At 45.3% G+C, this 26148-nt stretch carries 26 protein-coding genes and 1 pseudogene; 10 read left to right on the forward strand and 17 right to left on the reverse strand.

Annotated features, from left to right (window positions below; translation table 11 throughout):
* Positions 1-346: 346 nt before the first annotated feature.
* The 6 genes from ACU01J_RS10215 to gcl all read right to left on the reverse strand — a co-directional run bounded on the left by ACU01J_RS10215 (position 347) and on the right by gcl (position 7906).
* Complete coding sequence (locus tag ACU01J_RS10215; protein WP_481085606.1) at positions 347-1483, reverse strand: glycerate kinase; 1137 nt, start codon at positions 1481-1483, stop codon at positions 347-349.
* A 9-nt stretch (positions 1484-1492) separates the two neighbouring features.
* On the reverse strand, positions 1493-2758 hold the full coding sequence (locus tag ACU01J_RS10220) for a GntP family permease (protein ID WP_481085607.1): 1266 nt from the start codon (positions 2756-2758) through the stop codon (positions 1493-1495).
* A gap of 137 nt (positions 2759-2895) precedes the next feature.
* Entirely contained in the window at positions 2896-4038 is a 1143-nt protein-coding gene (locus ACU01J_RS10225) for a sugar diacid recognition domain-containing protein (RefSeq protein WP_481085608.1), read from the reverse strand.
* Between the two features lie 345 nt (positions 4039-4383).
* Positions 4384-5283: a 2-hydroxy-3-oxopropionate reductase gene (locus ACU01J_RS10230; RefSeq protein WP_481085691.1), complete on the reverse strand. Its 900-nt coding sequence runs from the start codon at positions 5281-5283 to the stop codon at positions 4384-4386.
* A 48-nt stretch (positions 5284-5331) separates the two neighbouring features.
* Positions 5332-6108 (reverse strand): hydroxypyruvate isomerase, encoded by a 777-nt coding sequence (hyi, locus tag ACU01J_RS10235; protein ID WP_481085609.1) that lies wholly within the window; start codon positions 6106-6108, stop codon positions 5332-5334.
* 22 nt (positions 6109-6130) lie between these two features.
* Positions 6131-7906: a glyoxylate carboligase gene (gene gcl / locus ACU01J_RS10240; RefSeq protein WP_481085610.1), complete on the reverse strand. Its 1776-nt coding sequence runs from the start codon at positions 7904-7906 to the stop codon at positions 6131-6133.
* Between the two features lie 313 nt (positions 7907-8219).
* On the opposite strand from gcl, the gene aceB reads away from it, so the two are divergent.
* Positions 8220-9848, forward strand: coding sequence for a malate synthase A (aceB, locus tag ACU01J_RS10245; RefSeq protein WP_481085611.1), 1629 nt, complete (start codon positions 8220-8222; stop codon positions 9846-9848).
* 56 nt (positions 9849-9904) lie between these two features.
* Positions 9905-10342, forward strand: a complete 438-nt coding sequence (locus ACU01J_RS10250) for a GlcG/HbpS family heme-binding protein (RefSeq protein WP_481085612.1) — start codon at positions 9905-9907, stop codon at positions 10340-10342.
* Positions 10343-10413: 71 nt separating this feature from the next.
* Here the strand turns inward: ACU01J_RS10250 and ACU01J_RS10255 are convergent, their stop codons facing one another.
* Positions 10414-10896, reverse strand: a complete 483-nt coding sequence (locus tag ACU01J_RS10255; RefSeq protein ID WP_481085613.1) for a MarR family winged helix-turn-helix transcriptional regulator — start codon at positions 10894-10896, stop codon at positions 10414-10416.
* 120 nt (positions 10897-11016) lie between these two features.
* Between ACU01J_RS10255 and ACU01J_RS10260 the strand changes: the two genes are divergently transcribed.
* On the forward strand, positions 11017-11916 hold the full coding sequence (locus tag ACU01J_RS10260; protein WP_481085614.1) for a DMT family transporter: 900 nt from the start codon (positions 11017-11019) through the stop codon (positions 11914-11916).
* Between the two features lie 52 nt (positions 11917-11968).
* On the opposite strand, the gene ACU01J_RS10265 is transcribed toward ACU01J_RS10260, so the two are convergent.
* The 3 genes from ACU01J_RS10265 to ACU01J_RS10275 form a co-directional block, all read right to left on the reverse strand.
* Complete coding sequence (locus tag ACU01J_RS10265; RefSeq protein WP_481085615.1) at positions 11969-12478, reverse strand: DUF2301 domain-containing membrane protein; 510 nt, start codon at positions 12476-12478, stop codon at positions 11969-11971.
* Positions 12479-12585: 107 nt separating this feature from the next.
* Positions 12586-13143: a sugar O-acetyltransferase gene (locus tag ACU01J_RS10270; RefSeq protein ID WP_481085616.1), complete on the reverse strand. Its 558-nt coding sequence runs from the start codon at positions 13141-13143 to the stop codon at positions 12586-12588.
* 172 nt (positions 13144-13315) lie between these two features.
* Positions 13316-14212, reverse strand: coding sequence for a LysR family transcriptional regulator (locus tag ACU01J_RS10275; RefSeq protein WP_481085692.1), 897 nt, complete (start codon positions 14210-14212; stop codon positions 13316-13318).
* A gap of 127 nt (positions 14213-14339) precedes the next feature.
* Between ACU01J_RS10275 and ACU01J_RS10280 the strand changes: the two genes are divergently transcribed.
* From ACU01J_RS10280 to ACU01J_RS10290, 3 genes are all read left to right on the forward strand, one after another.
* Complete coding sequence (locus ACU01J_RS10280) at positions 14340-14645, forward strand: monooxygenase (protein WP_481085617.1); 306 nt, start codon at positions 14340-14342, stop codon at positions 14643-14645.
* 9 nt (positions 14646-14654) lie between these two features.
* The gene (locus ACU01J_RS10285) at positions 14655-15026 is read left to right on the forward strand and encodes a hypothetical protein (protein ID WP_481085618.1); all 372 of its coding nucleotides are present in this window, start codon (positions 14655-14657) and stop codon (positions 15024-15026) included.
* Between the two features lie 107 nt (positions 15027-15133).
* A complete protein-coding gene (locus ACU01J_RS10290; RefSeq protein WP_481085619.1) occupies positions 15134-16381 on the forward strand; it encodes a leucine-rich repeat-containing protein kinase family protein in 1248 nt (415 codons plus the stop codon).
* A 6-nt stretch (positions 16382-16387) separates the two neighbouring features.
* Here ACU01J_RS10290 and ACU01J_RS10295 read toward each other — a convergent pair whose 3' ends face one another.
* The 5 genes and pseudogenes from ACU01J_RS10295 to ACU01J_RS10315 all read right to left on the reverse strand — a co-directional run bounded on the left by ACU01J_RS10295 (position 16388) and on the right by ACU01J_RS10315 (position 18917).
* Positions 16388-16981 (reverse strand): Fic/DOC family protein, encoded by a 594-nt coding sequence (locus tag ACU01J_RS10295; RefSeq protein WP_481085620.1) that lies wholly within the window; start codon positions 16979-16981, stop codon positions 16388-16390.
* Positions 16971-17126 (reverse strand): hypothetical protein, encoded by a 156-nt coding sequence (locus ACU01J_RS10300; protein ID WP_004418246.1) that lies wholly within the window; start codon positions 17124-17126, stop codon positions 16971-16973. The genes ACU01J_RS10295 and ACU01J_RS10300 overlap by 11 nt, the downstream gene beginning before the upstream one ends.
* Before the next feature lie 147 nt (positions 17127-17273).
* Positions 17274-17541: pseudogene (locus ACU01J_RS10305) on the reverse strand (SDR family NAD(P)-dependent oxidoreductase); the annotation flags it as partial.
* A 356-nt stretch (positions 17542-17897) separates the two neighbouring features.
* Positions 17898-18614, reverse strand: a complete 717-nt coding sequence (locus ACU01J_RS10310) for a YebC/PmpR family DNA-binding transcriptional regulator (RefSeq protein WP_481085621.1) — start codon at positions 18612-18614, stop codon at positions 17898-17900.
* Positions 18615-18707: 93 nt separating this feature from the next.
* On the reverse strand, positions 18708-18917 hold the full coding sequence (locus ACU01J_RS10315; RefSeq protein ID WP_053439338.1) for a DUF3283 family protein: 210 nt from the start codon (positions 18915-18917) through the stop codon (positions 18708-18710).
* A gap of 252 nt (positions 18918-19169) precedes the next feature.
* Here ACU01J_RS10315 and ACU01J_RS10320 point away from each other — a divergent pair, with 252 nt between their 5' ends.
* On the forward strand, positions 19170-19901 hold the full coding sequence (locus ACU01J_RS10320; protein ID WP_481085622.1) for a substrate-binding periplasmic protein: 732 nt from the start codon (positions 19170-19172) through the stop codon (positions 19899-19901).
* A 129-nt stretch (positions 19902-20030) separates the two neighbouring features.
* Here ACU01J_RS10320 and ACU01J_RS10325 read toward each other — a convergent pair whose 3' ends face one another.
* Positions 20031-20228: a PA3496 family putative envelope integrity protein gene (locus tag ACU01J_RS10325; RefSeq protein WP_053439339.1), complete on the reverse strand. Its 198-nt coding sequence runs from the start codon at positions 20226-20228 to the stop codon at positions 20031-20033.
* Positions 20229-20586: 358 nt separating this feature from the next.
* On the opposite strand from ACU01J_RS10325, the gene ACU01J_RS10330 reads away from it, so the two are divergent.
* From ACU01J_RS10330 to ACU01J_RS10340, 3 genes are read left to right on the forward strand one after another with little or no spacing between them, the layout of a single operon-like run.
* Positions 20587-21435, forward strand: a complete 849-nt coding sequence (locus ACU01J_RS10330; RefSeq protein WP_481085623.1) for an ABC transporter ATP-binding protein — start codon at positions 20587-20589, stop codon at positions 21433-21435.
* A complete protein-coding gene (locus ACU01J_RS10335) occupies positions 21432-22364 on the forward strand; it encodes an ATP-binding cassette domain-containing protein (protein ID WP_481085624.1) in 933 nt (310 codons plus the stop codon). Before ACU01J_RS10330 ends, ACU01J_RS10335 begins: the two co-directional genes overlap by 4 nt.
* On the forward strand, positions 22361-22849 hold the full coding sequence (locus ACU01J_RS10340) for a transcriptional regulator (protein ID WP_481085625.1): 489 nt from the start codon (positions 22361-22363) through the stop codon (positions 22847-22849). Before ACU01J_RS10335 ends, ACU01J_RS10340 begins: the two co-directional genes overlap by 4 nt.
* Before the next feature lie 332 nt (positions 22850-23181).
* Here ACU01J_RS10340 and ACU01J_RS10345 read toward each other — a convergent pair whose 3' ends face one another.
* On the reverse strand, positions 23182-25152 hold the full coding sequence (locus ACU01J_RS10345) for a replication initiator protein RctB domain-containing protein (protein WP_481085626.1): 1971 nt from the start codon (positions 25150-25152) through the stop codon (positions 23182-23184).
* Positions 25153-26148 lie beyond the last annotated feature (996 nt).

Consider the following 26148-nt stretch of genomic DNA (forward strand, 5'->3'; position numbering starts at 1 on the left):
CGACAACTAAGTCATCCATCTTCTATTCAAGAGCAAGTAATGCCCTACTTAATAAAAATCAAATATAAAATTGAGCACATAAGTAGTGGTGCATACTAGCAAATAAGGCTAATTTTAATTTTGAAAACCATTAATATTCAAACACTAATTGACCTTTTACTATCGTAATCCAAACTTCCATCGCTTTAATTTCTTCTGGAGGCAATAACGTGATATCACGAGATAACACAGTATAGGGGGATAATAGCAATGAGGTCGTTTTAACCGTGCTCTAGTAAACGTTTTTTGGTCAACCAATACAAAAACGGCCGCTAGATAGCGGCCGTTTACACTGTAAAAAGAAAGATTATTTAAAGGTCATCGCCAAGGCTGCAGCGACATTGCGTGACGTCATCTCAACATTAAACGCCGCTTCCTTCAGTGCGGTTGGCAAGTCGGTTGCACCGAGCACCACACTGTAGACAGCATCTAATCCGTGGTCATGCACCACTCGGCAATCTTGCGCTGTACTTCCCGCAATGCCAATTACTGGAAGGTTATATAGCTTCGCCGTACGCGCCACACCAATCGGTGTTTTGCCATGAATAGTTTGGCTATCTATGCGGCCTTCACCGGTGATCACCAAGTCGGCATCTTTGACCACTTCAGCAAGGTTAACAGCATCCATCACGATGCTGATACCTGGGCGAAGCGTTGCATCGAACAGACCTAATAGTGCAGCGCCAAGACCACCTGCCGCACCTGCACCAGCTTGGTCAATGACATCATTACCGTTAGTTTGACGAATCACGCCAGCATAGTGCGCTAAGTTGGCATCTAGCTGCTCAACCATTTCAGGTGTTGCCCCTTTTTGCGGACCAAACACATGTGAAGCACCTTTCGACCCGCACAATGGGTTGTCTACATCACACGCGACCTCTAGCTGAATACTCGCTAGACGAGGATCTAAACCTGACAGGTCGATGCTTGCCAACTTTTCAAGCGCACCACCACCATAGGCTAAATCTACACCGTTAGCGTCTTGCAAACGCGCCCCTAAGGCCTGTGCCATACCAATACCACCGTCATTGGTCGCACTACCACCAATACCAACAATGATGTGTTTCACTCCCGCATCAAGCGCGGCTTTAATCAGTTCACCAGTGCCATAAGTAGTCGTCAGCAAAGGGTTACGCTTAGCGGGTTCAACAAGGTGTAAACCCGAAGCGGCGGCCATCTCAATCACAGCGGTAGAGCTATCACCTAATAAACCATAGAAACCTTCAACGGGCTGACCTAAGGGTCCAGTGACTGTGGCTGTCACTATACTGCCACCGGTGGCATCAACTAACGATTGCACCGTACCTTCACCACCATCAGCCATTGGCAGTTTAATGTACTCTGCGTCCGGCATGATTTCTTTAAAACCACTTTCAATCGCAGTGGCCACTTCCATAGCGGTTAAACTTTCTTTGTAAGAATCTGGAGCAATTACAATTTTCATCTTGAATCCTTAAACAAATAAACCAAACACGCCGAACATCATGGTAGAGACAAAGGCGATCATTAGACCAACCGCTGACTCATATGGAATCAACTTCAAACGTTCGCGAATATCCATATGCACTGCACCACCTGTTGCGTGGAAGAAGCTACCATGTGGCATATGGTCCAGAACCGTAGCACCCGAATGAATCATTGCTGCGCCGGCTAATGCTGGCACACCAAGCCCTAAGATTGTGCCGCTAAATACGCTTGATGCGACCGCGGTACCGGCTGTTGTAGACGCAGTAGCTAAAGACATCATTGCACCTGAAATTGGTGCTAGTAAGAATGACGGCAAGCCAGATGCGGTCAAGACATCAATCAATCCATCTTTAAGACCTGAGTTGGCAATAATGCCTGCTAAAGTTCCTGTACCAAGTAACATCACAGCGACCGGAGCCATGCGGCTAAGACCTGCAACAGCAAAGTGATTAGTGTCAGCAAAACGCCCCATTACCACCGCACCAATTAAGCCACCTAAAGGAAGGGCGATCAGCGGGTCAACGTTAATGCCCGCGATTGGACGCAGCGAAAGCAATGCAATCGCTACTAACGGCGCAACAATAGCGGCATTGAATGACGGTAAGCGTGAATGATCCACTTCAACCACTTCACATGCATCCACCTTTGTACCTTTGTTCACTAGCTTCTTAGCAAGAAAGTAAGCCAGAGCCAGACCACATAAACCTGGGATAACACCCGCAGCCATCACTGACGTTAGCGGAACGTTAAACGCATCAGCCGCTGCAATCGCATTTGGGTTTGGTGACATCACGTTACCAGCTTTACCGCCACCAACCATGGCAAGCAAGATCGCGGTTTTAGAGATATCAGCACGACGCGCAATGGCCAAAGCGATTGGCGCTACCGTGATTACTGCAACGTCGACAAACACACCAACTGCAGTCAAAATCATCGTCGCGATAGCGAGTGCGAGAAGCGCGCGTGTTTCACCCACTTTTTTCACTATGGTTTCGGCAATCGAAGTTGCCGCACCCGACTCAATCAGGACACCCGCCAATACACCAGCAGCCAAGATTCGTAGTACCGCTGTTACGATGCCTTGCGCACCGCCAATCATCAGCGCAACCGTGTCAGTCAATGACACCCCACCGACGACACCACCAATTAAGGCACCAATGATCATGCCATAGGCAGGTGGCACTTTTTTCAAAATAAGGGCAATAGCGACGACCAAAGCGGTCAACGCACCAAGGGTAGTGACTTCTATCATTTTGTTGTTATTTCCGATTATTCTGTGAACTGCCTGAAGAGTAAGAGCAGAGACAAATAAATTCTTTATGCAAAATGACAGATTTATTGTTTTTTTAAATAGATTGGTTTGTGCACTTGCACAAAACCATCAAATAATCACACACATTTGAGGGCTAAATACAGTTGAACTTTATGATCTAACTTATTGATTTTTAATGCTGTAACTTCTTCAATTTTATCAATACGGTAACGCAACGTATTACGATGAATATGGAGTGCCGCACAAGTTTGAGCTAGATCGCAATCCTGAGCAAAAAATTCTATTAATGTCTTAACCAAAACACCTTTACTGTCATGCTGCTGCAAAACCTCAATAGGATGGCTTATTTGCTTTCGTCGCCATTCATCTTGTTTTAAGTTATCAATCAAAACAGATAGCTTATGTTCCTGATAAAACAAAATCGCCTCTTTCGTTTCATCACTACAAGCTAAGGTCGCTTTAGCCGTTTCATAGGAGCGCGATAATCCAGCAAGACCTGGGAAGTACTCACCCATGGCTATTTTGACGCTGAAGTCGGCCTCTTGAGCGATCCGGTTAAACAAGCGTTTGACCCGCTTTCTCTCTTCGGTTTTGCTCCAAGTATTGTCAATTAAAGTCACAGGCTTGAGGACCACAACTTCGTTCTGAGAAACCGAAACAATACCAACGATGTTGTCTCGCTCAGGGTATTCCAATAAGTGCACCAACTTTTGTAATTGCTCTAAGGTCAAAGGTTGACCCTGTTTAGGTATAACCTTGACTGTAGCAGCAATTCTTGGCTGAGCTAAATCCAAATCCAATCGCTCGGCAATCGACAATAGCTGGGTCTCATTTAATGTAGAGCCCTGTATTAGCTGAAGCAGTAACTCTTCCCTATGACGTTTGTTCCACTGAATTTGAGCCATTAAATCAGCTTGCTCGACAATCAATTCAGCCGTCATCTTAACAAGTTCACCGTAACGCCTAACATCTTCTGGTTTGCCAGAAATACCGACCACACCAATGACGGTATCTTGATGCAAAATTGGTAAGTTAATACCTTCTTTTACCCCAATCAAAGTACTCGCAACCGTATGGTTAATTTCAACCGTGCGGTTATCATGAATCGCTAGCAATGCCCCTTCATGAGTGCGATGTAAACGAGTGGGGTCGCTTGAACCAATTATCTGTCCATTTTCATCCATCACGTTGACGGGAAACTGGATTATCTTTGTCGCACGCTCAACGATCTGTCTTGCGATTAATGTATTTAACTGCATCTCTTTTATTTCTCGGAGCCCTACTCTTCACTAGGGTTAACATAGCACACCTGCCCAAGCGTTTTATTGCGCCAACAGGGTATGGCTTAGAGTAACGAAGAAAAAATCCCGAAGTAAGCCCGCTAGGTGCCTGCTAAGACGGAGCCCGAGGATACCCCTACCTATTGTCTTACAACGGGAACGCGTACAAAAGGAGACGAAAAACTACGCGATTTGATATCAACCTAACGAACATTCCTACAGTGGAGTCACTATGATTGATACAGTTATTGAGGTGGTAGGGAGAGGAGTCCTAACCACCCCAGACGGAAACTAACCTCAACAGTTAATTTCAGCGCCCAAACCTTAGTCTCGTATTGAGTGGTTTGAACGCTTCTCGATTGCTTTGATAAGCGCAGAGTGATCCCAATCTTGGCCACCTAGCGCTGCACAATCTTCAAACAGCTCTTGTGCCGTTTGCGTGTTTGGTAGTGCGACTTCGAGCTCTTTGGCGCCAGTTAGGGCCAAATCAAGGTCCTTCTGGTGAAGAGAGATTCTAAAGCCAGGATCAAACGTTCCTTCAATCATACGCTCGCCGTGTACTTCTAGAATCTTAGAGCTTGCAAAGCCACCCAATAGCGCCTGACGAACACGTGCTGGATCAGCACCTGCTTTCGAAGCAAAGACTAATGCTTCCGATACCGCTTCGATGTTTAGCGCTACGATGATTTGGTTAGCGACTTTACACGTCTGACCCGCACCGTTTTCACCCACTAGTGTGATGTTTTTCCCCATCACCTCGAACAGTGGACGAGCCTTATCGAATGCTTGTTGTGAACCACCAACCATGATGCTTAGTGCCGCATTGATCGCACCAACTTCACCACCAGATACCGGTGCATCAAGGTACTGTGCGCCGCTTTCATTAACGCGAGCTGCAATCGCTTTGGTTGCCATTGGTGAGATAGAGCTCATGTCGATAATCAGTTTGCCTTGCGCACCACCTGATGCCAGGCCCGCTTCGACACCGTTGTCACCAAATAACACATCTTCAACTTGTGGCGTGTTTGGTACCATTAAAATAACTACATCCGCCGCTTCTGTTGCAGCTTGAGCAGAATTCACCACCTGAGCACCGGCAGCAACAAGATCTTGTGGCGCTGGGTTAAAGTGGTCAGACAGCACCAGTTCATAGCCTGCTTTTTGTAGATTAGCGGCCATTGGGCGGCCCATGATACCTGTACCAATAAATGCAATTTTCATAATCTGTTCTCCGTAACGTTTGCCCACCTCTGTCGATGGGCATTCACCGCATTAGCGGTATAGGTTGATCCAATCTAGACCTTCAGTCGTGGTGGTTTTTGGCTTGTATTCACAGCCCACCCAGCCCTGATAACCAAGGTCATCTAAATGCTTTAGAACAAACGGGTAATTGATTTCACCCGTACCCGGCTCATGACGACCTGGGTTGTCGGCCAATTGAACGTGCGCAATTTGGTCGATATTTGCCGTCATGGTTGGGGTAAGGTCCCCCTCCATGATCTGCATGTGATAGATGTCATACTGGATAAACAAGTTATCGCTGCCGACTTCATTAATCACTGCTTTGGCTTGCTCTGTGGTATTGAGGAAAAAACCCGGAATATCACGGGTGTTGATCGCTTCAATCACCAAGCGAATACCCGCTTCTTGCAACGCTTGTGCGGCATAACGTAAGTTGATGACGAACGCAGCGTGGGCATCATGCTCACTCACCCCTTGTGGAACGATCCCTGCGAGGCAGTTGATTTGGGTATTACCCAATACTTTGGCGTATTCAATCGCCTTGACGACCCCTGCTTGGAACTCTTCAATTCGCTTTGGGTCCACAGCGATTCCGCGCTCGCCCGCTTCCCAATCCCCGGCCGGAAGGTTGAACAGTACTTGGGTAAGTTGGTTTTCATCTAGCTTCTCCTTAATTTGCTTTGCATCCAGCGCATAAGGGAACAGGTACTCCACACCTTGAAAGCCCGCTTTTGCTGCGGCTTCAAAGCGTTCTTCAAATTCCAGTTCGGTAAATAACATGGATAAATTTGCTGCAAACTTTGCCATTGTGATTTCCTTTAATTTCTAATTAGCTACGATGAATCAGTGCGGTTGGCGCGTCATCTGCGTGTTCAGTCAATGCTTCAAATTCATTGATTGCGTTAATTTCAACACCCATTGCAATGTTGGTTACACGTTCAAGAATCACTTCAACTACTACTGGTACTTTGTGCTTGTTCATCAGCTCTTTCGCCTCTGCAAACGCCGCTTGCATCTGCTCAGGGTCAGTGACACGAATCGCTTTACAACCTAAGCCTTCAACAACCGTTACGTGGTCAACACCGTAGCCGTTTAGCTCTGGGGCGTTTTGGTTTTCAAATGCCAGTTGAACACAGTAATCAATATCGAACTGACGCTGCGCTTGACGAATCAGACCTAGGTAAGAGTTGTTCACCAATACGTGGATGTAAGGCAGGTTGAACTGCGCACCGACCGCTAGCTCTTCAATCATGAACTGGAAGTCGTAGTCACCTGAAATTGCTACGATGTCACGATTAGGATCTGCGGCACGCACACCAAGTGCAGCAGGTGTCGTCCAACCTAATGGACCTGCTTGACCACAGTTAATCCAGTGACGAGGCTTGTAGACATGTAGGAATTGCGCAGCGGCAATCTGTGATAGACCGATGGTGCTGACATAACACGTATCGCGATCGAACGCTTTGTTCATCTCTTCATAAACACGCATTGGTTTGATTGGTGCATCTGTGTAATGCGTTTTACGTAGCATGGTTGCTTTACGCTGCTGACATTCACCTACCCACGCGCTACGGTTTGGTAGCTTGCCGGCGTCACGCCATTCACGCGCCACTTCGACTAATAGCTCTAGTGCTGCTTTAGCATCAGACACGATGCCTAAATCAGGACAGAACACGCGACCAATTTGCGTTGGTTCAATATCAACGTGAACAAACTTACGCCCTTTGGTGTACACATCCAGTGAACCGGTATGACGGTTCGCCCAGCGGTTACCAATACCAAATACGAAGTCAGACTCCAACATGGTCGCATTACCGTAACGATGCGACGTTTGCAGACCAACCATACCTGCCATCAGTTCGTGATCATCCGCGATAGAACCCCACCCCATCAAAGTCGGTACAACAGGTACGCCCGTGATTTCAGCGAACTGTTGCAGCAGCTCTTCAGCGCCAGCGTTAATGACACCACCACCTGAAACAATCAGTGGGTTGGCTGACTCACACATCATTTCCAGCGCTTTCTCAACTTGAGCGCGAGTCGCTTTTGGTTGATACGCTTCTAGTGGTTCATAGGTATCGATATCAAACTCGATTTCCGTTAGCTGAACATCAAGCGGAAGGTCGATAAGTACAGGGCCAGGGCGACCTGAGCGCATCAAATGAAACGCTTGCTGGAATGCGCGTGGTACCTGAGCGGGTTCTAGAACAGTTGTTGCCCACTTAGTGACAGGCTTAGCAATAGATTCAATGTCTACCGCTTGGAAATCTTCTTTATGTAAACGAGCGCGCGGCGCCTGACCGGTAATACATAAGATTGGAATTGAGTCAGCCGACGCTGAGTACAAACCCGTGATCATATCGGTACCTGCAGGGCCCGATGTACCGATACAAACACCAATATTGTCTTGATTTGTACGGGTGTAACCTTCCGCCATGTGCGACGCACCTTCAACGTGACGCGCCAATACATGATCAATACCACCAAGCTTTTTCATTGCTGCGTACATAGGGTTAATGGCTGCGCCAGGGACGCCGAAGGCAATGTCTACACCTTCCTTTTTCAACACTTCTACCGCTGCTTCAATTGCCTTCATCTTTGCCATGTGAACCTCCATTTCGATTGTATACAATTCAAAGATACTTTGTGTACTATGAATTATATTCAGAATTTGGCAACCCCTAAATGCAACATTTTTTCAACATCGAATAGTTACTCTAAGTGATCACTAACCCTGAAAACCCTAGAAATCATTGCTTTACATAAAATATCTTCACGTAAAAATAATTTCCCAGAAGAACAAATGAAAAATAAATGTTAAATACCCTTTGATTGTTTACATAAATTGAAATATAAGTATTCGCGAAAGGTAGATTTTGTACACAAAATCATTCGGTATTGTTTAAAGGAGACGAACAATGAGTCTGAACGATGTAGCAGAAAAAGAAGAAACTGCTTGTCTGCGCGTAGTCGGTAATATGGACAACCCAAAATACCAAACCATCCTATCTAAAGAGGCACTCTCTTTCCTAACCAAACTGGTCGAGAAGTTTGCCCCGCGTAGAGATGCCCTACTACAAGCCCGCAAAGAACAACAACAACGCTATGATGCGGGTGAATTACCTAACTTTCGCTCTGATACCCAAGCGATTCGTGACAACAAAAGCTGGAAAGTAGCAACACCACCAACTGAGTTACTGGATCGCCGCGTAGAGATCACCGGTCCTGTTGACCGTAAAATGGTGATCAATGCGCTTAACTCTGGCGCGAAAGTATTTATGTGCTGTTTCGAAGATGCCTCTTCTCCGACTTGGGAGAATATGGTTGAGGGACAGATCAACCTGCGCGATGCCAATGCAAGAACCATCAGTTATCACGACCAAGCGAAAAACAAACATTATCAGCTTAGTGATGACCCAGCTCTATTGATTGCCCGTCCACGAGGCCTGCACCTGCCGGAGCAATCAATTCAGTACGCAAACAAGCCTATTCCAGGCTGTTTGATGGATTTTGCGCTCTACTTTTATCACAACTACCTGACCCGCGCTGAGCAGGGGTTGGGCGTGTATTACTACATTCCAAAACTAGAAAGCATGGAAGAGTCCCAGTGGTGGGATGATGTTTTCTCGTTTACCGAAGACTACTTTGGCGTTCAACGCGGCACAATCCGAGCGACCGTACTAATCGAAACCTTGCCAGCAGTTTTCCAAATGGATGAGATGCTTTACGCCATGCGTGATCATATTGTCGCGATGAACTGCGGTCGTTGGGATTACATCTTCAGCTACATTAAAACGTTGAAAAATCATGCCGATCGTATTCTGCCTGACCGTCATGTGGTCAGTATGGATAAAGAGTTCCTCAATGCCTACAGCCAACTGCTAGTTCGCACCTGCCACCAGCGCGGCGCTCTCGCAATGGGTGGTATGTCGGCATTTATTCCGGCTAAAGAGCCCGCTGAAATGTCGCGAGTGATCGCCAAAGTTATCGAAGACAAAGAGCGCGAGTCTCGCAATGGTCACGATGGTACTTGGATCGCGCACCCAGCGTTGGTTGACTTAGCTATGTCGGTGTTTGAGAAGAACCTTGATGGCAAGCCAAACCAATTAGACTTTGTCAGCCCTTCACATGAAATTAGCGCCGACATTCTACTCAAACCTTGTGATGGTACTCGTGATGAAGCGGGCGTACGTAAGAACATACGTATCGCGCTTTACTACATCGAGGCTTGGATTCAAGGTCACGGCTGCGTACCTATCTACGGCTTAATGGAAGACGCCGCTACCGCAGAAATTTCGCGCGCCAACATCTGGCAGTGGATCCACCATAATGTGGCTCTCGATGATGGCCAAATCTTTACTAAAGAGCTGTTCCACACTTGGTTATACCAAGAGCTCGACACTATCAAACAGGAAGTGGGTGATACTCGTTATGCAGCAGGCCGCTTTGAACAAACTGCTGACCTTTTCTTCGAGTTGTCTACCGCAGAAGAGTTCGCCACCTTCCTGACCTTACCAAGCTATCAGCTTCTTCAAGGAGCTGAGTAATACCTTACTGCCTTGCGCCGTGTGAGCCAGACGGGTAAACGTTAACAGGAGATAACATGGGAAGTTTAACTCTAGAACAAGCACTGTCCGTCATTGACGGCACCTTTCAAGCGGGTTCAAAAACCAAAAGCGCACCACTGACAGTTGCTGTCCTTGATAGTGGCGGAAAGCTCATCTCTCTCCAACGTCAAGATGGTTCCAGTATGATGCGCCCAGATATCGCTATCGCCAAAGCTTGGGGAGCACTCGCACTTGGCTGTTCTTCACGTAAACTGGCGCAAGATGCCGATAACCGACCAGCATTCATCTCTGCTGTTAATGTTCTCGCACACGGTAATATGGTGCCTGTTCCGGGAGGCTTATTGATTCGAGATGCCGAGCAAAACATCTTGGGTGCCGTGGGGGTAAGTGGCGATCTATCTGATATTGATGAGAGCTGCGCGCTTGGTGGCATCGACCATGCTGAGCTCTATTGCGATGAAACGCTCTGTTAGTAACTTCCTAGTGTCTACCGACCAACAAAAACGCCCTCAATTGAGGGCGTTTTATTAATCTTGATTCCGTGTTACTCGTATTGAGTCAACCAACCCTTTAGTAAGGTATTGATCTGCTTTTTCTGGTTTGCGTTCATTCCTTTAACAAGCTTGGCCTGCACAGCGGCGTGCTCTTCAATAATCTTATCGATCAGAATGAAACCATCTTGAGTCAGTTGAACGGTCACACTGCGGCGATCTTCTTTACTGTGTTCACGGACAATCAGCTGTTTCTTTTCCAGCTTATCGAGTCGATTGGTCATTGCGCCCGATGTCAGCATCATCGAATTAATCAATTCTGATGGGGTAAGACAAAAAGGCTCTCCGCTACGACGCAACGTCGCCAGGACATCAAATTCCCCTAGCTTCAAATCATAACGCTTGTGTAACTGAGCAACTTCCGTCTCCATATACTTAGCGATACGCATCAAACGGCCCATAATGGCCATTGGCTCAGTATCTAACTCTGGCTTTTCCTTAGCCCACTGCTCAACTACTCTTTCAATAGCGTCCATGAAAATTTGTCTCCAGTAACAAAATGTCGTTCTAAGTACCTTAACATAAAGATACTTTACAAACATCGATTTTAGGCGTACATTCACCACAAAAGTATCTTAACGTAAAGATAAGTAGCTATGAATATTTTATTAGCCATGATACCGGCGTTCTTTTGGGGAACCACCTATGCTGTCACGCAATACACTCTTGCGGACTGGCCTCCCCTACTGCTGGGCGCAATTCGTGCACTGCCAGCGGGACTGCTGCTATTGGCATTTAGACCAAGCCTACCGAAAAAGGGCGATTGGCAAATCCTCTTTACCCTAGGTTTGATCAACATCGCGACCTTCTTTGGTTTGATCTTTGTGATGGCGTTGACACTGCCTTCAGCGATTTCTGGTGTCGGTATGATCTCAGTACCTGTGTTCGCCATGCTTTATAACTGGCTGATCAACAAGCATCGCCCAGGCATTATTCAAGCAGTCAGTGGGGCTGCACTCATTGGCCTAGCGTGGATGCTGTTTGATCCGAGCTCTATCAGCCTAAATCCTATTGGCTTAGGCGCAATGCTCGCCGCAATCATGTGTATTGTAGTGGGCAGTTCGATTACCAAGTCACTTGGCGATCGTATGCACTGGTGGACGGTACTGACTTGGCAGCTGATTTTAGGTGGCGTAATCCTGTCGATCGCAGCCTCTGTACAAGCGATATCAGAACCAGCTACTTACCTAGCGCTCGCAGACAACTTCTCGATGAGAAACTTATCTGGCCTACTTTGGGTGGTCGGATTGAACACTGCACTTGGCTACGGCATGTATGTGTGGCTACTACAACGTATGTCAGTAGTTGATTTCACGTTCGGCGGCATCGCTAACCCAATCGCGGGAATTGTCACTGGTTTGGTTTTACTTGGAGAGTCATTCACCCCATTCCAGTACAGCTTGATGATTGGCATGATTGTGATGTCATTACTGCCGCAGGCGATACTTGCTCTGAGACAAAACCGACCCGCTCCAGCCGAATGTCAGACCCAGTAAACAACTAAGCCGCACTCATTAGTGCGGCTCTCTTATCGTTTAAATTCTTTTGTTAGACATCATATTTTGCTTTATCACCAATATCGAAATAGCGTGGCATTCTCCATTTATAAACACTCGTGACCAAGAAAAGCAGAGCTGATATTGCGCCGAGTATCTTTGCAGCAACATCGGCATCAAACATCATGCAAAACCATAGCCCCATAAGGATCAGAGGTTGCAGCTGTAAGCCAGGAACCTTGAAGCAGAAGTACTCTTTATAACAGAGGCCACCTAAGGTAATAAAAGCGCCGCCTATACCGATCGCTGTCCAACCAAACACAAAACAAAGTATACCTATCCAAGTTGCGAACTGGAGTAATAAACGAAACGGTTTGCTATAGACATGCAACGATGAGGCGCACATTACCGCACTCAAAAAGACAAGCTTCTCAATCGGGAAATCAAGGTTCCACGGAAGCAGTGCAATAACAGGAAACGCGAGTGTAAAGCCAAGTCGATATACGATGACCGTAACATGATCCAGTGCATCCATGGGGGATTTAATATGTGGGTCAGCCATTACAATTCCTTACGTATGTCTATTTTCACTAAGCTTAAATTGTCGTTTTACACTGTAAAGCTCGCGCGTCTAATATTCAGTCGCTAGCCCATACCATTCAGACAAGCTTATTGCTCGATAGGCTTAATCACTCGGCATGGGTTCCCAGCTGCGACTACGTTAGCTGGCACATCTTTAGTCACCACACTACCTGCACCAATCACACTATTGTCACCAATGGTGACACCTGGGCAAACCATTACGCCGCCACCTAACCATACGTTGTTACCTATGGTTATTGGTGTGCCAAACTCGACACCTTCCTCTACTCGGCCTTTTACATCTAACGGGTGACCCGCAGTATAAATCTGTACGTTAGGTGCAAACAGCACGTTATCACCAATATGCACTTCTGCCACATCAAGGACAACACAATTGAAGTTGGCGTAGAAGTTTTTGCCTACCTTGATGTTTGAGCCGTAATCACAGCGAAATGGCGGCTCAAGATAAGCGCCTTGCGAATCCGGCATTAAGCGATCAATGGCAGCTCGCCACTCATCGCTATCAGGAATACTGTTATTAAGCTGTTGTAACGTCTTGCGACATTGAATACGCTCGCTATACAGTTGCTTATCCCACGCGTCATAAGGCTCACCTGCTAGCATCTTCTCTTTTTCAGTTCTCATCACTGTTACCAAAAATATTGACTATTTGGGGGCGAATATCGCATATCAATCTCGTTTTGTGTTCGCCTAAAACAACTAAATGATTGTCTCGTGTGGTCCATCACTTTTTGCGCAGTTCAATCGTAAATAGAGGGTTGTCAGTAATTACTCACTTCTATGATTGGTGCAGTTTCTATTGTGATTGCTTTACATTTTCTAGCAGTAGCTCATAAAAACATTTGGCAGCTGGGCCGGTTTTAGCGCCTTTAGGCAGAGTGATATGCAAAGGTACTTGATATTTGCCATTTTGTTCTACCTTTAACACCGTCAGTTGACCACGGTTCCTTTGCTCGATGATATGCTCAGGAAGGCGACAAAAGCCAACGCCTTGCTCAACCGCCCTAAATGCATGGTCAAAGTTGTCGATGGTAATTCGTTGATTTGCTTTTAACCAACCTACATTTTGTTCGCGGCTGTCTAAGCTGCTTGCGCCAAGATCTCGCACCACAATCTGACTGAGCGTAGCAAAATCAGCCATGCATACATTGCTTTGCTGCGCAAGTGGGTGCTTACTTGAAACAACAGGCACCATGCTCGTCATCGCAAACGCCTGTGCTGGGTAGTTGGTCACTGGTAACGTAATGATCGCAATATCGGCTTGTTCGTTAGTGACCATCTCGGTAGTTTTGCTGAGTGAGGTTTCAACTACTTGAATGGACGTAATGCTGTTACCTTGTAGATATTGCGCCATCGGTTGATACAGCAGGCTCGGATTACATAAGTGATCCATCGCAACGGTGATCTCTGATTCCACACCAGCAGAGATTTGCTTACTCAGCTCCTCTAGCTCTCTGGCTTGATCTAGCATACTGCTCGCGCGGCGAAGTAAAGACTTACCATGCTCAGTGACCACTGCTCGCCTACCCTTCACTTCCACCAGCTTGACCCCTAGCTGCTCTTCCAACTTTTTAATCGCGTAGATGAGTGTGGTATGGCTTTTATTCAGTGCAGCCGCTGCCGCTTGAATACTCCCCTCGCTGTCGACCTCTTGAAGCGTCAACCATTGCTCTAGCGTGCTTTTCAATCTCATCGCTAAACCTGTCAGTTTTTTAGACATATATACGCAATATTATGAACTTTTTTGTTCAATTCATACAGGTAATAATCTCTCCATTGAACAGCAATACGCGTTCACGACAAACAATGGAGAAGATGAAATGAAACTACTACAAGTCGATTTTGAATATCACGGTCCTATGGGTGAAGAGATGTCTAGCGCACTAGTTGAGCTGGCTGAGTCCATCAACCACGAGCCCGGTTTAGTGTGGAAAATTTGGACTGAAAGCGAGTCAGAAAAATTAGGCGGTGGTATCTACCTATTTGAAGATGAAGTGAGTGCAAAAAACTATCTAGAGATGCACGCCACTCGACTTAAAGCGATGGGAGTATCTGAGGTAAGAGGGATTATCTTTGATGTAAACCAACCACTGACGGCAATCAACCAAGGTCCAATCGGACGTTAAGGAGCGACCATGACCAACAAAACCTTTTTTACATTGCATGGCAGTATCTACACCGTGTTTGCCTTCGCACTGTTTTTCATTCCGAGCTTGATGTGGCCAATGTACGGCGTAGAAATTAATGATCAGTACGCTTACTTCTTGTCGCAGCACACCAGTATCTTTCTCGGTGGCATGGCGGCGATAAGCCTGTTTGTTAGAGATATACAGCACTCACAGACAGTAACGCAGTTACTCAAAGCCCTAATTGTCGCCAACGGGCTCGGCGTGATCATTACCGGGTACGCAGGAATCACCGGAATTTTCGTCGGTTTCGGATGGAGCGATCCGGCATTCTTCGCCCTATTAACCCTGCTGAGTTATCGTCAGCTCAAACAACAATAATGTTTTGCGCTTCCCCTTTGAAGCGCAAAATCCCCCCTCGCCTTTCTCAGCCAACCTAAGTAGAATGCGCTCTCTTTTTCATCTACGAGTAGAGATAGGCAGACGGTTTGCACACACTAGAACAACTTAACAATGGTGAGCTCAAGGGTATTCAGCGCCTGAAGCTTTCACAGCAGTTAACGGAGCTTCCACGCGAGATTCTAACTTTAGCCGATTCGTTAGAGATATTAGATTTGTCAGATAACCTGCTGACAGACCTGCCTGAATGGCTCACTGAGTTACCAAAACTTAAGATAGTGTTTGCTTCCAACAACCGCTTTACTCGTCTGCCATTGGTTCTAGGTCGCTGTCGTGCATTGGAAATGGTCGGTTTTAAAAGTAACCAGATTGTTCGTGTGGCAGAAGAGTCATTGCCCGAGCATCTTCGCTGGCTGATTTTAACCGACAACCAAATTGAAACACTGCCAGAATCACTAGGCCTTCGCCCACGTTTACAAAAACTTGCCTTAGCGGGTAACAAGATTAAGGCGCTACCTAAGAGCTTCGCTAACCTAGTGAACCTTGAGCTTGTGCGTTTATCGGCTAACCAATTGGAACAATTCCCTGAGGTGCTGCTTGAGCTACCTAAGCTTGCGTGGATGGCCTTTGCCGGTAATCCTTTCTGTGAACGCTTAACGCACAACAGTTCGGTGCCGATGGTGTTGTCTGATAGCTACCAACTGAACCAAGTATTGGGTCAAGGCGCATCTGGGGTGATCTCTCATGCAAACTGGACCAATCAATACTTTGATTTTCCGAGCGAAGTGGCGATTAAAGTTTTTAAAGGCGAAGTGACCAGCGATGGCTATCCACAAGATGAGCTACAAGCGTGTTTGCAAACGGGCGAACACAACAATTTGGTTAAATCGATTGGCCAAGTGAATGAAGAGAATTACCTAGCATTGGTGATGGAACTCATCCCAGACAATTACTTTAATCTAGGTTTGCCACCGACACTGGAAACCTGCACTCGTGATGTGTTCAAACCAGACTTTACGCTGTCAGTGACGCAAATTGAAAAGATCGTTGATCAAATGATGGATGTTTTTAATCACCTGCACACCAATAAGGTCTGTCATGGCGACTTATACGCGCATAATGTTTTGATCAATGATCAAGGTGAAATGATTTTTGGTGATTTCGGGGCAGCGTCAGTGTATGACTACCTAAGCGAAGCGCAGCAACGTGGCGTGCGTAAAGTCGAAGCTCGCGCTCTGTCTCACTTTATTGATGACTTACTGTCGGTTTGTAAGCCAATAGAGCAGCAAACGGCCGCTTACAAAGCCTTACGCAATTTAGCCTTAATGGCTCGTTAAACTAGACTAAAGTTCGGATATTGCTTGGCGAAAAATGGTTTTGAGTGGTTCAAGATCAAGATAGACACCAGCAATATTCGCCTCTACCCACTGCTGTTGAGTGATGTTCGGCCAATTCAAATCGTACCCAAGCACAAACAGCATTTCTTCAAAGAAAAACCGTTGTACTCGCCCGTTTCCCTCGCGGAAAGGGTGAATCAAATTCATTTCACAAAACAGTGATGCGACCTGATTAATCAGCTCATCACGATTTTGGATTAACTTCAATTTGGGGATTAGCTGGAACAGTTTCTCCGCTTCCACTTCGATTCTTGGTACAGTACAGAAACGAGTATTCCCTTTGGAGATATCAACCTCTCGAATGTCGCCTGCCCATTCAAAAAGGTCTTGGAAAAGATAGAAATGAAGGTACTTAAAATGAGAAAGGGTAAAGTCTTCGATCTTAGTGGCGTGACTTTGATAAGTACGATAGCGCTCCGCCGTAAAAGCGATTTCCGCTTCTATCAGCTCCTCACCATCACGTAGGTTTAATCGGTTAATTAAAACATCCGTGCCTGCGTAACAGTATTTATCATGAAAGACACCATACTTATCGTGCATATTTCCTTTTCAGTTCTTCAATAGAATGACGTTTGTCTTCTTTGAGTGACATCCCCTCGTACTTAAGGCTCACTTTAAAGTTATCCGCTTTAGGGACGAACGTTTTTTTTGTTCGAGTCACCGATTCAGAAGATGAGTTGGACATGCTTACCTCTGCTTATTAATCTGTCTCAAGTGTAACCCACAATATGAGCCGCTTCTACTTTACGCAAAGAGCAGCTCATACCTCAGCGAGGGAGCTATCGCCCGCCCGCTAACTCGATAAAACTACCAGTCACATAAGAGGCCAGATCAGAAAGCAGCTCGTCACATTGGCATTTATGACGGTTTGAAAACGTTCTAAACCAATATCGCATAATTTCGACTAAGTGAAGAGGATACCTGCATTATTAACCAAATGCGTCACCGCCAACGGTGGCAATCTCATCGACGACTTGCGCGGCACGTTGATGCTGTCTGAGGTAATTGACACATACGCGATAGCCTTGCGAGGCTAATAATTTGGCCGTTTCAGCGCCGATACCTCGACTGGCCCCTGTCACAATGACCACTTTTCCCATATTGATGCTTTCTCCCTTAGTTTGAGTAGCGTTTTACACTGTAAAACTCGTGGGCTCTTTCATTTTTTCTGTACTTTCAAGTATCCGTTCTACTAACAATGTCAGCGAATTAGGTTGATACTGTCTCTGCTTATAAACAATGTGTGCTTCGCGAACGCTGCGTTGATATTGCGGTAACACACGGACAATATTCATGTCATTATGCACATGTCGAAAAGGGTAATGAGGCCCCCTAAACCTTTCTCCACGACGCCACATGCCGTAAGCACTCCAACTGGCTTGCCGGACCTAACTCTGTTTCTCAGGCATAAAAAAACCGAGCATTAAGGCTCGGTTTTCTAATTTTTGGCTGTCAATTATAGCTCAGCGTTGTGATATACCTGCTGTACGTCATCACAATCATCTAGCATATCCAAGAACTTCTGGAATTTTTCCGCGTCTTCGCCTGCTACTGGAGTATGAGTTTGAGGTACGAAAGTAATCTCTTCAACATCCATAGTTAGGTCTGGGTATGCTGTGTTCAGTGCTGTCTTAGTCTTGAAGAACTCAGTATGAGGAGCGAATACCGTGATCACACCATCTTCAAGTTCAACGTCAGTCACATCAACGTCGTCCATCATCAGCGTTTCTAGAATTGCTTCATCGTCTTCGCCTTTGAACTGGAATACCGCTTGGTGATCGAACATGTGAGAAACTGCACCTTCAACACCAATCTTCGCGCCACATTTAACAAAACATTGGCGAACATCTTGGAAAGTACGGTTGCCGTTGTCTGTTAGACAGTCAACGATCACGCTTGTACCACCAGGGCCGAAACCTTCGTAACGTGCTGGTGCGTAGTCTTCACCACCGCCACCATTTGCTTTATCGATCGCTTTATCGATAACGTGCGCAGGTACTTGGTCCTTTTTCGCTTTTGTAATCAAGTGCTTAAGCGACAAGTTCATATCTGGATCTGAACCACCATTTTTCGCACACATGTAAATTTCTTTACCGTATTTGGAATAAACTTTAATTTTTGCGCCTGCAGTTTTCGCCATTGAGGCTTTGCGCACTTCAAAACTTCTTCCCATCGGGATGTTCTCTCTAATTCAATTTGTTGCGAAGGATTTTAGCAAAACGTGTGAGCTTTTCAATTTCTCACCTTTGCAGAGGAAAGAGACGTATTAAGCTACGCCCATTACTCGTTTATATTTGTCTACAGACTCTAAAAATGAGGCTTTCTCTGCGTCATCTACAATTTTAGCGGCTTGCTGATCAATCTCGTCAGGCACGGCCTTGGCTTCACGTAATTTCCAAACTAAAAACGAAGCTTGTTTATCAAGTTCAATCTTGTTTTTCTCACTCGCTGGAAGCGTTGATAGGTTGATCGACATGCAAAAGCTCAAATCTGTAAAAATATGGTTTGGGAATATACCACACCAAAAAGCAAAGTAGAGAGAGAAACCGAGGTTGTGGGACGGAATAGTGCAAAAAAAATAGCAAATTGAAGTCGTCGTTTGCACGCAATCACAAAAATGCTATCGCTCATAGATACCAGATCTATTTACGAACCATAAACAAATCTAGATTTAGCTTCGTCGTTTATTGACTACAATTTTACTAGTAATTTTATTGAGGTTGAGATCATGAAATCTGGTATTTTTTTTATGTTGACCCTGTACCTAGCAACTTTCAATGATACGCTACATGCCAAAGTCATTTGGGCTATTCAGGATGAGTGGCCACCCTATATCATTGATTCTCAAGAAGACAAGGGCATCGCCCACGAAATAGTTTCCGCCGCTTTTTCCGCCCAAGGATACCAGTTGAAACACACCATAAAGCCATGGAGTCGTGCCTTGAGAGAAGTGTCGACTCAACGCTACGACATTGCCCTTACAGTATGGAAGAGCAGCGAACGACTCGAATATCTCTATTTCAGTGAGCCCTACCTGATCAACTCTTTGGTTTTTGTCACTCTGAATGGCAATTCATTTGATTACCATGGTTTGAAGAGCCTAGAAGGAAAAAGGATCGGTGTGCTTCGAGATTATGCCTACGACGACGCTTTCATGAACTCTAACGAGTTTGATCGCTTGGACGCAGATGATATCGCCACTAACATTAAAAAGCTAAAAGTGGGTCGGATTGATGCCTTGATAGTCGATAAGATATTTTTCCGCTGGTTTATCAAAAATAATGATCTAAACATGGACGACTTTGAATTGGTAACACAACCACTGGCTGAAAACCCATTGTACATCGCTATCAGTCGAGATCATCCCAGAAAAGAAAGTATCATTTCCGCTTTCAATGCTGGACTGAAATCACTTCAGGAATCTGGGCGTATTTCAGTTTTGATTGAGCAATATGAATAGAGAAAGCTAGATGTGCTGAAAAAACTTGATGGTATACAGTAATTCATCAAGAAATATCGGTGGTTGAAAGGCAAAATAAAGGGTGGCATTCCTGTCCCACCCTTAGGTAATCGCTATCGTGAAACTAGACTAGTGTAATAAGCCCAGCTCTTTCGCTTCTTCAATGCTTAAACCGCTTTCACGAATCTCTCTTAACGCTTCGATACGACGACGAGCTTCAGCAGATTTAACACCCTTTGTTGGCGCTTGTGATTCAACTTCTTCCGTGAAGTCCCACTTGCCAGCAATCTTACTCATTTCATCATGGTCAATAGAATTAATGGACATAAATACCTCCGAAAAAACCATGCTAGGGACGACTAATCTGTAGCAAAACTCTTCGCCCCTTGTTAAGAATTTTAGTCCGAGAATGTGATTGCGCTAATAGTTCCGAAACTCTTACTGTTTTTTGTATAAATAACTTTTGCGCAGCACTATGGAGCGAAGTACATTTAAAAGATTACCCACTAACAAATGAAGTCGATCCGGCTCTCATTTTTCCACTAAGATTCCTCTCTCCCCGCAGTGGCTTTCTTTGTTACAGCAAGATTTTTCGAGTGAGTTCACCCTTTTCAACCTAACTTCTTTCCACTCACAAAATAAGCATTAATGATAATCATTCTCTTTTATATTTTAGGTAAGAGTTATGAGTGAATTTTCAAAGCAACATGCTTTTCACCCGGATCCGATCATTCAAATACGGGATTTGTGCGTTGATTACATTACAGACAAAGGTGACTTTCGCGCCGTTAATTCGGTGAGTTTTGATATCGGTAAAGGTGAGATTTTTGGCCTAGCCGGTGAATCTGGCTGCGGTAAAAGCACCATCGCTTTCGCAATTAACCGCCTTCATAAACCGCCAGCGTTTATCTCTAGGGGGCAAATCCATTTTGAAGGGCAAGACTTACTGCGCCTGTCGGACAAAGCGATTGCAGCTATCCGCTGGAGTGAAATTGCAATGGTGTTCCAAAGTGCCATGAACTCACTCAATCCGGTACTTCCAATTCAAGAACAGTTTGCCGACGTGCTACGTCATCATCGCGGCATGAGCGACCAACAGGCAAAAGATCGCGCTGAAAAGCTACTCGACCTTGTTAATATTCCGCGCGAACGTTTAACCGAGTACCCACACCAGTTTAGTGGTGGAATGCGTCAGCGCTTAGTCATCGCTATCGCGCTGTCATTGAACCCTAAACTTATTATCATGGATGAGCCTACCACAGCACTTGATGTCGTCGTTCAACGTGAAATCCTACAGCAGATTTACCAGTTGCGTGAAGAATTTGGTTTCTCCGTGCTGTTCATTACCCACGATTTAGCGCTGATGAGTCAGCTGTGTGACCGTATTGCCATCATGCGCAATGGTGAGATTGTCGAGGTGAATCAGTCAAATAACATTCGTAATAACCCACAGCACGCCTACACACAGAAGCTTTGGGCCTCTTTCCCAAATATCCATGAAGCTAAGCATCAAACCCAAGGAGTCACAGCATGAGCGAACCCATCATTCAACTCAACGATGTAGTTAAAGAGTTCACCATTGGCGGTGGGTTCTCTTCAGTCGATACTTTCAAAGCTCTGCAAGGGATCACGTTAAACCTCTACAAGGGGCGTACGCTTGCGCTGGTGGGAGAGTCTGGCTGTGGCAAAAGCACTTGCGCTCGATTGATCACTAAGGTTCACCCGGCAACTTCAGGCGAGATCCTATTCAATGGGCGAAATATTAATGAGATCACCAACCGCAAAGATCTTCGAGAGTATCGCAGTAAAGTTCAGATGGTATTCCAAGACCCGTTTGGTTCCCTCAATCCAACTCACACCATCGCTCACCACCTTACCCGTCCGCTTAAGATCCACAATCAAGTCGCCAGTAATGCCGATATTCCAGCTAAACTGAAAGAATTGATTGAGCTGGTGGAACTTGCCCCCGATACCCTTGAAAAATTCCCACATCAACTGAGTGGAGGCCAGAGACAGCGAGTTAACCTAGCCAGAGCATTGGCGGTAGGAGCGGAAGTCATCTTAGCCGATGAGCCAACCTCAATGCTGGATGTCTCTATTCGCTTGGGTGTGCTTAATCTGATGCAGCGGATGAAAAAAGAGCTTGGAATCGGCTTTTTGTATATCACCCATGATTTAGCCACCGCCCACTACATCGCAGAGGAAACCGCCGTGATGTACAAAGGACAAATTGTTGAATGGGGTGACACCCAAGCGATCTTAACCGATCCGCAACATCCCTATACTCAGCTGCTGATCTCTGCCGTACCCGATCCTGATCTGCCATTTGGTAACTTAGTCAAAAGTGAACCAAACTATTCATTAGATGCTGATCAAATTCGTGAGCAGAGTGCTATTGTACAAGAAGAATTTGATCAGGTTGGTCCAAACCACTTTGTAAAACATTGGGTTAAAGCAGCATGAGTGAACTGGGTACGTGGGTAGAGCAGATAAGTCAGTGGTATGAAACTCGAAAGCATGATCAAGGTAATCAATTGGAATCATTGATCCTATCTGTACCTGACAGTGTATGGGGCCCTGTGATCACTGATCTTCAGAGCAAGGCGATCGCCTGCTGGTTAGATGGTTGCCTGCGTATCTTTCATCACGCTCAATATATTGACCCTGAAAAGGCGTTCCAATATCTTCAGTTAGCCTATAGCAAGCTTCAACAGGTTGTATCAAAACCGGCAAGTGAATTGGAGCTAAAAGATTGGTGCATGAAACGCTTACAACACCTTGCTGTCCTGAGCCTAGAGTTCTGTAATCAACAAACACGCTCACATTGGCAGCAAGAATCCCATCAACTCATCGAAAGCCATGTGCAATTTATGGCGAGCCACGCATGGAATGAATCTCAAAGTAGTGATCTTAGGAACTATGATCAAGGTAGATCATCGCTCCATTAGCTCAAAATGTTAATATACGGAGCAATAACTACTGAATTTTAGGCAAAAAAAAGCGAGTTCAGAGAACTCGCAAAATATTCAGAATGAATGTAACAATATGAGCCAATCTATCGGGGACAATCCTATCCCCCATTAATCAGAAAGGACAAAAGGTTGTCTATTCGGGATAAATATTATCCAACTCCCCTATCTGCAATGTCAGTGAACTGTCAGGGGAATGTAGTAACTTTGTTTTGTTGTCACTACAATGTAACAGGGTATTTAACAACCTAGGCAAACACAAAAAGCCAGCATTTTCACGCTGGCTTTTTCGATCTCAATGATTTTTATCGCTAAACCGCAACTTCATCCAGCGCCCGGAATACAGTCTCATCCAAATGGCCTTCAAACACTTGCTTACAGACTTTACGTCGAACTGCCAAGCCCGCAATCAAACGCTCAATCGACAGGTGCTTATTCTCACTTTGAGCGTTGTAGAGCTCAATCAACTTACTTAATGTTTCGTAAGGGATGACTTGCTCACCGACTCTCAAGAAATCGAGCTTGTCTATGAGCTCCAGACACTCTTCTTGAATTAGGCTATGTGAATGCCCTGTCATCGCAGCCAAAGCCGTTATAGAGCGTTCTAGAGCCTCTGAGGAGGTATATTTGGATAGAGTAATGGTAATTTCGTCTGCGTTGATCTCTACTAGGTGTTTACGTTGCTTCACTCGACGGCCCAAATTGCCCTTAGGCGAACGTTCTTTACGCTGGATTGGCTCAAACTCACCATCGATGATCTGCGACATCTCTTCTAGCTGTTTCTTAGAAACCATTTCATTGCGCAGTGGGTTCGGCAGAGTTGGCGCCATGTTGCGCTTGCCCGCATTGGTGGTTCGTGCTCGCGAGTAACGCAAGACTTCTTCAGCATCACACTTGATGTCGAATTGATAATCTTTGATCTTTCCGTTCTCAACCATGCTCGAGATCGTTAGGTGATATCCCCATAAATTCACAACGAAAAGTTCTTCAGTTCCTTTGTTCTCGGACAGTTTCTTCAGTTCACGGATCAGATCCATTGAGAAACGACGCCATTCGATGTTACGGGCCAGCTTCTGGTTTAACTCGCTCAACAACATAACATCGCTGTGGCGGCGAGACATACGGCTACGGAAGTAACTGTACAGTTGGAATACCAAGGTGTGCTGCTTCAAAATTTCTGGCGGAAATAGGAAAAAATAATCACGCGTAAGCAGCTCTTCGTAGAATGACGGTTCCCATACAAGGATGTATAGGTTCGGTTTAATGCGAATTTCGCCGTCAGCACCCTCTGTAGGCGCTTCTTCCGATGCCGTGATGGTACGGGCCAAAAATCTAAAACGATCGCTCTTGAAGCCTTCTGGCATGTTCTCACTTAACCAACGTCCTGTTAACTCATGAAGTTGGAAATCAGTAAACTCGATACGATCAATACTATCGCGAATTGAATCGCGAGCAGGACCACTGTCTTTCTTGCCACGCAATGAAAGAATATCCGTGATGTAGAGCGGCGTTTTATTCGGTACATGCGTGCCATCAAGTTGGTATTGATGTTGGTGGTGCTCATGGTATTGCACGGTAAGCGTAAACAGAGCAAACAGTGTCATCAGATCATCCACGGTCATGATGCTTTTGGAAGATCGTGTCTCGATCACTGCACGAGTGCCGGAAATTGACACCATACTTTTTTGATAACTTTTACGCGTACGTGGTGGAGCCAATGCTTGATCGATGATGCCCGCCCAGTTAGTCGGAGATACAACAAACTGATCCGCTTCGTCACGCATAGCGGGTGGTGTATTCAAGCCATATTCGTTAAGCAGGCGCTTATTGACTTGTGTTTGTGCCAACGCCTTTGAGCGCTTTTGTTTAGCGTTTTGCTTGACGGTCTCAGTAACTAAGCTCGTCGCCCCTAATACTGAAATAAGCTGATTAGGGTTTACGAAGCGGTGCAACATGGTTTTACCGGCGAGCCCTTCTTCAAAGCGAACGGGAACCTGTTGAAATAATCCAATATTTACTGCAGCGCGTAAACGTTGCTGGATTGCAGCGCGAGTTACTTGGCCATCAGTGGCGTCAATAAGCTCTGTGGTAGAAACTAAACCGTCTTTGCTGCTAAAGCCTCTAAGTGAGATTAGATTGAGAAGTTCAACGATACTTTTCGTAACGCCTTTGAAGTGTTGGTACTGTTCAATCCAGTTCACCGCCATTTCAGAAACTTCAAATAAGTGTCCATCTTTGTGGCTTCTTGGCGCTTTGATCAGCAGTTTTTCGTCTGAGCTCATTATTAGATCCGTGTCACACTAGCCGTAATATCGCTATAGTTCCGAAAGAATAAAGAAAAAAAGATCATAAATAAAGGAAAATTTATTGCTTTTAAATAACTGATCTTTTTGATTAATCTGATCTTTATTGATTATATGATCTATTGATCCGGGCGTAAGATTGCTTGTAATAGACTGTTTATAAAGAGTTATTTTTTTTAAGCTTGGAAAGCATGATCATGGCTGAAGCGAAAGCATGATCAATAAACCATTGAAAGCATGATCAAAAATCGTAAGAACGATGATCATAGTGAACTCGAATCAATGATCAATGAGCTAATGAAAGCATGATCATCATCTTCTAACACTTTATCCACAAGCAGAATGAGAAGAGGAAGTTCTGTTTAGTCATTTAAACTTAAACTGACCGATATTGTCCCGAAAGAATGATCAAGGATCAAGGTCTGATATCGGATAAGTGGTGAAATAGTACTCGAATCAAAGATTCAATTTACACGTGATTGAATTTGTCCACATCCCTAAGCTTGTCACGATAGTTTCGAAAGCATGATCATGATGATTGGGGCAGCAAGGCGTGTTCTTCCTATGTAGACCAATATGGGTAACCTAATTAGTTGAATTTGCCCTAATCTCCCACTCCATATACATTCTTCCGTAATTTAGCCTGAAATCTTCATGCTTCCGGTGGTTATTTACACTTGATCATTTTTCCGATCTTGGATCTTTTCAATTTGTTATCATGAAGGCTATGACATGCGATGAAATTTCCTTGATCATCGTTCCTAAAGAGGCGATTTGATATGGAAGCATGATCATGAAGCTTTCCTTGATCATGTTTCCTAACGAAAACACCAGCCACGCATATATGTACGGCTCATTCGCTGTTCATGATGAGATAAGCGAGTGACGAAATCTCATTTTTAAAATCAAAATTACACTGTCCGTAAATTAGTGGCTTATCTTAATCGTTCCGAGGTTCATTAACAGAGAACTATG

It is taken from the genome of Vibrio sp. 2433-A1 (assembly GCF_056726085.1).

Coding starts and splice junctions, on each gene's coding strand:
- ACU01J_RS10215 (WP_481085606.1), bottom strand. CDS start 1,483: ATGAAAATTGTAATTGCTCCAGATTCTTACAAAGAAAGTTTAACCGCT.
- ACU01J_RS10220 (WP_481085607.1), bottom strand. CDS start 2,758: ATGATAGAAGTCACTACCCTTGGTGCGTTGACCGCTTTGGTCGTCGCT.
- ACU01J_RS10225 (WP_481085608.1), bottom strand. CDS start 4,038: ATGCAGTTAAATACATTAATCGCAAGACAGATCGTTGAGCGTGCGACA.
- hyi (WP_481085609.1), bottom strand. CDS start 6,108: ATGGCAAAGTTTGCAGCAAATTTATCCATGTTATTTACCGAACTGGAA.
- gcl (WP_481085610.1), bottom strand. CDS start 7,906: ATGGCAAAGATGAAGGCAATTGAAGCAGCGGTAGAAGTGTTGAAAAAG.
- aceB (WP_481085611.1), top strand. CDS start 8,220: ATGAGTCTGAACGATGTAGCAGAAAAAGAAGAAACTGCTTGTCTGCGC.
- ACU01J_RS10250 (WP_481085612.1), top strand. CDS start 9,905: ATGGGAAGTTTAACTCTAGAACAAGCACTGTCCGTCATTGACGGCACC.
- ACU01J_RS10255 (WP_481085613.1), bottom strand. CDS start 10,896: ATGGACGCTATTGAAAGAGTAGTTGAGCAGTGGGCTAAGGAAAAGCCA.
- ACU01J_RS10260 (WP_481085614.1), top strand. CDS start 11,017: ATGAATATTTTATTAGCCATGATACCGGCGTTCTTTTGGGGAACCACC.
- ACU01J_RS10265 (WP_481085615.1), bottom strand. CDS start 12,478: ATGGCTGACCCACATATTAAATCCCCCATGGATGCACTGGATCATGTT.
- ACU01J_RS10270 (WP_481085616.1), bottom strand. CDS start 13,143: ATGAGAACTGAAAAAGAGAAGATGCTAGCAGGTGAGCCTTATGACGCG.
- ACU01J_RS10275 (WP_481085692.1), bottom strand. CDS start 14,212: ATGAGATTGAAAAGCACGCTAGAGCAATGGTTGACGCTTCAAGAGGTC.
- ACU01J_RS10280 (WP_481085617.1), top strand. CDS start 14,340: ATGAAACTACTACAAGTCGATTTTGAATATCACGGTCCTATGGGTGAA.
- ACU01J_RS10285 (WP_481085618.1), top strand. CDS start 14,655: ATGACCAACAAAACCTTTTTTACATTGCATGGCAGTATCTACACCGTG.
- ACU01J_RS10295 (WP_481085620.1), bottom strand. CDS start 16,981: ATGCACGATAAGTATGGTGTCTTTCATGATAAATACTGTTACGCAGGC.
- ACU01J_RS10300 (WP_004418246.1), bottom strand. CDS start 17,126: ATGTCCAACTCATCTTCTGAATCGGTGACTCGAACAAAAAAAACGTTC.
- ACU01J_RS10310 (WP_481085621.1), bottom strand. CDS start 18,614: ATGGGAAGAAGTTTTGAAGTGCGCAAAGCCTCAATGGCGAAAACTGCA.
- ACU01J_RS10315 (WP_053439338.1), bottom strand. CDS start 18,917: ATGTCGATCAACCTATCAACGCTTCCAGCGAGTGAGAAAAACAAGATT.
- ACU01J_RS10320 (WP_481085622.1), top strand. CDS start 19,170: ATGAAATCTGGTATTTTTTTTATGTTGACCCTGTACCTAGCAACTTTC.
- ACU01J_RS10325 (WP_053439339.1), bottom strand. CDS start 20,228: ATGTCCATTAATTCTATTGACCATGATGAAATGAGTAAGATTGCTGGC.
- ACU01J_RS10330 (WP_481085623.1), top strand. CDS start 20,587: ATGAGTGAATTTTCAAAGCAACATGCTTTTCACCCGGATCCGATCATT.
- ACU01J_RS10335 (WP_481085624.1), top strand. CDS start 21,432: ATGAGCGAACCCATCATTCAACTCAACGATGTAGTTAAAGAGTTCACC.
- ACU01J_RS10340 (WP_481085625.1), top strand. CDS start 22,361: ATGAGTGAACTGGGTACGTGGGTAGAGCAGATAAGTCAGTGGTATGAA.
- ACU01J_RS10345 (WP_481085626.1), bottom strand. CDS start 25,152: ATGAGCTCAGACGAAAAACTGCTGATCAAAGCGCCAAGAAGCCACAAA.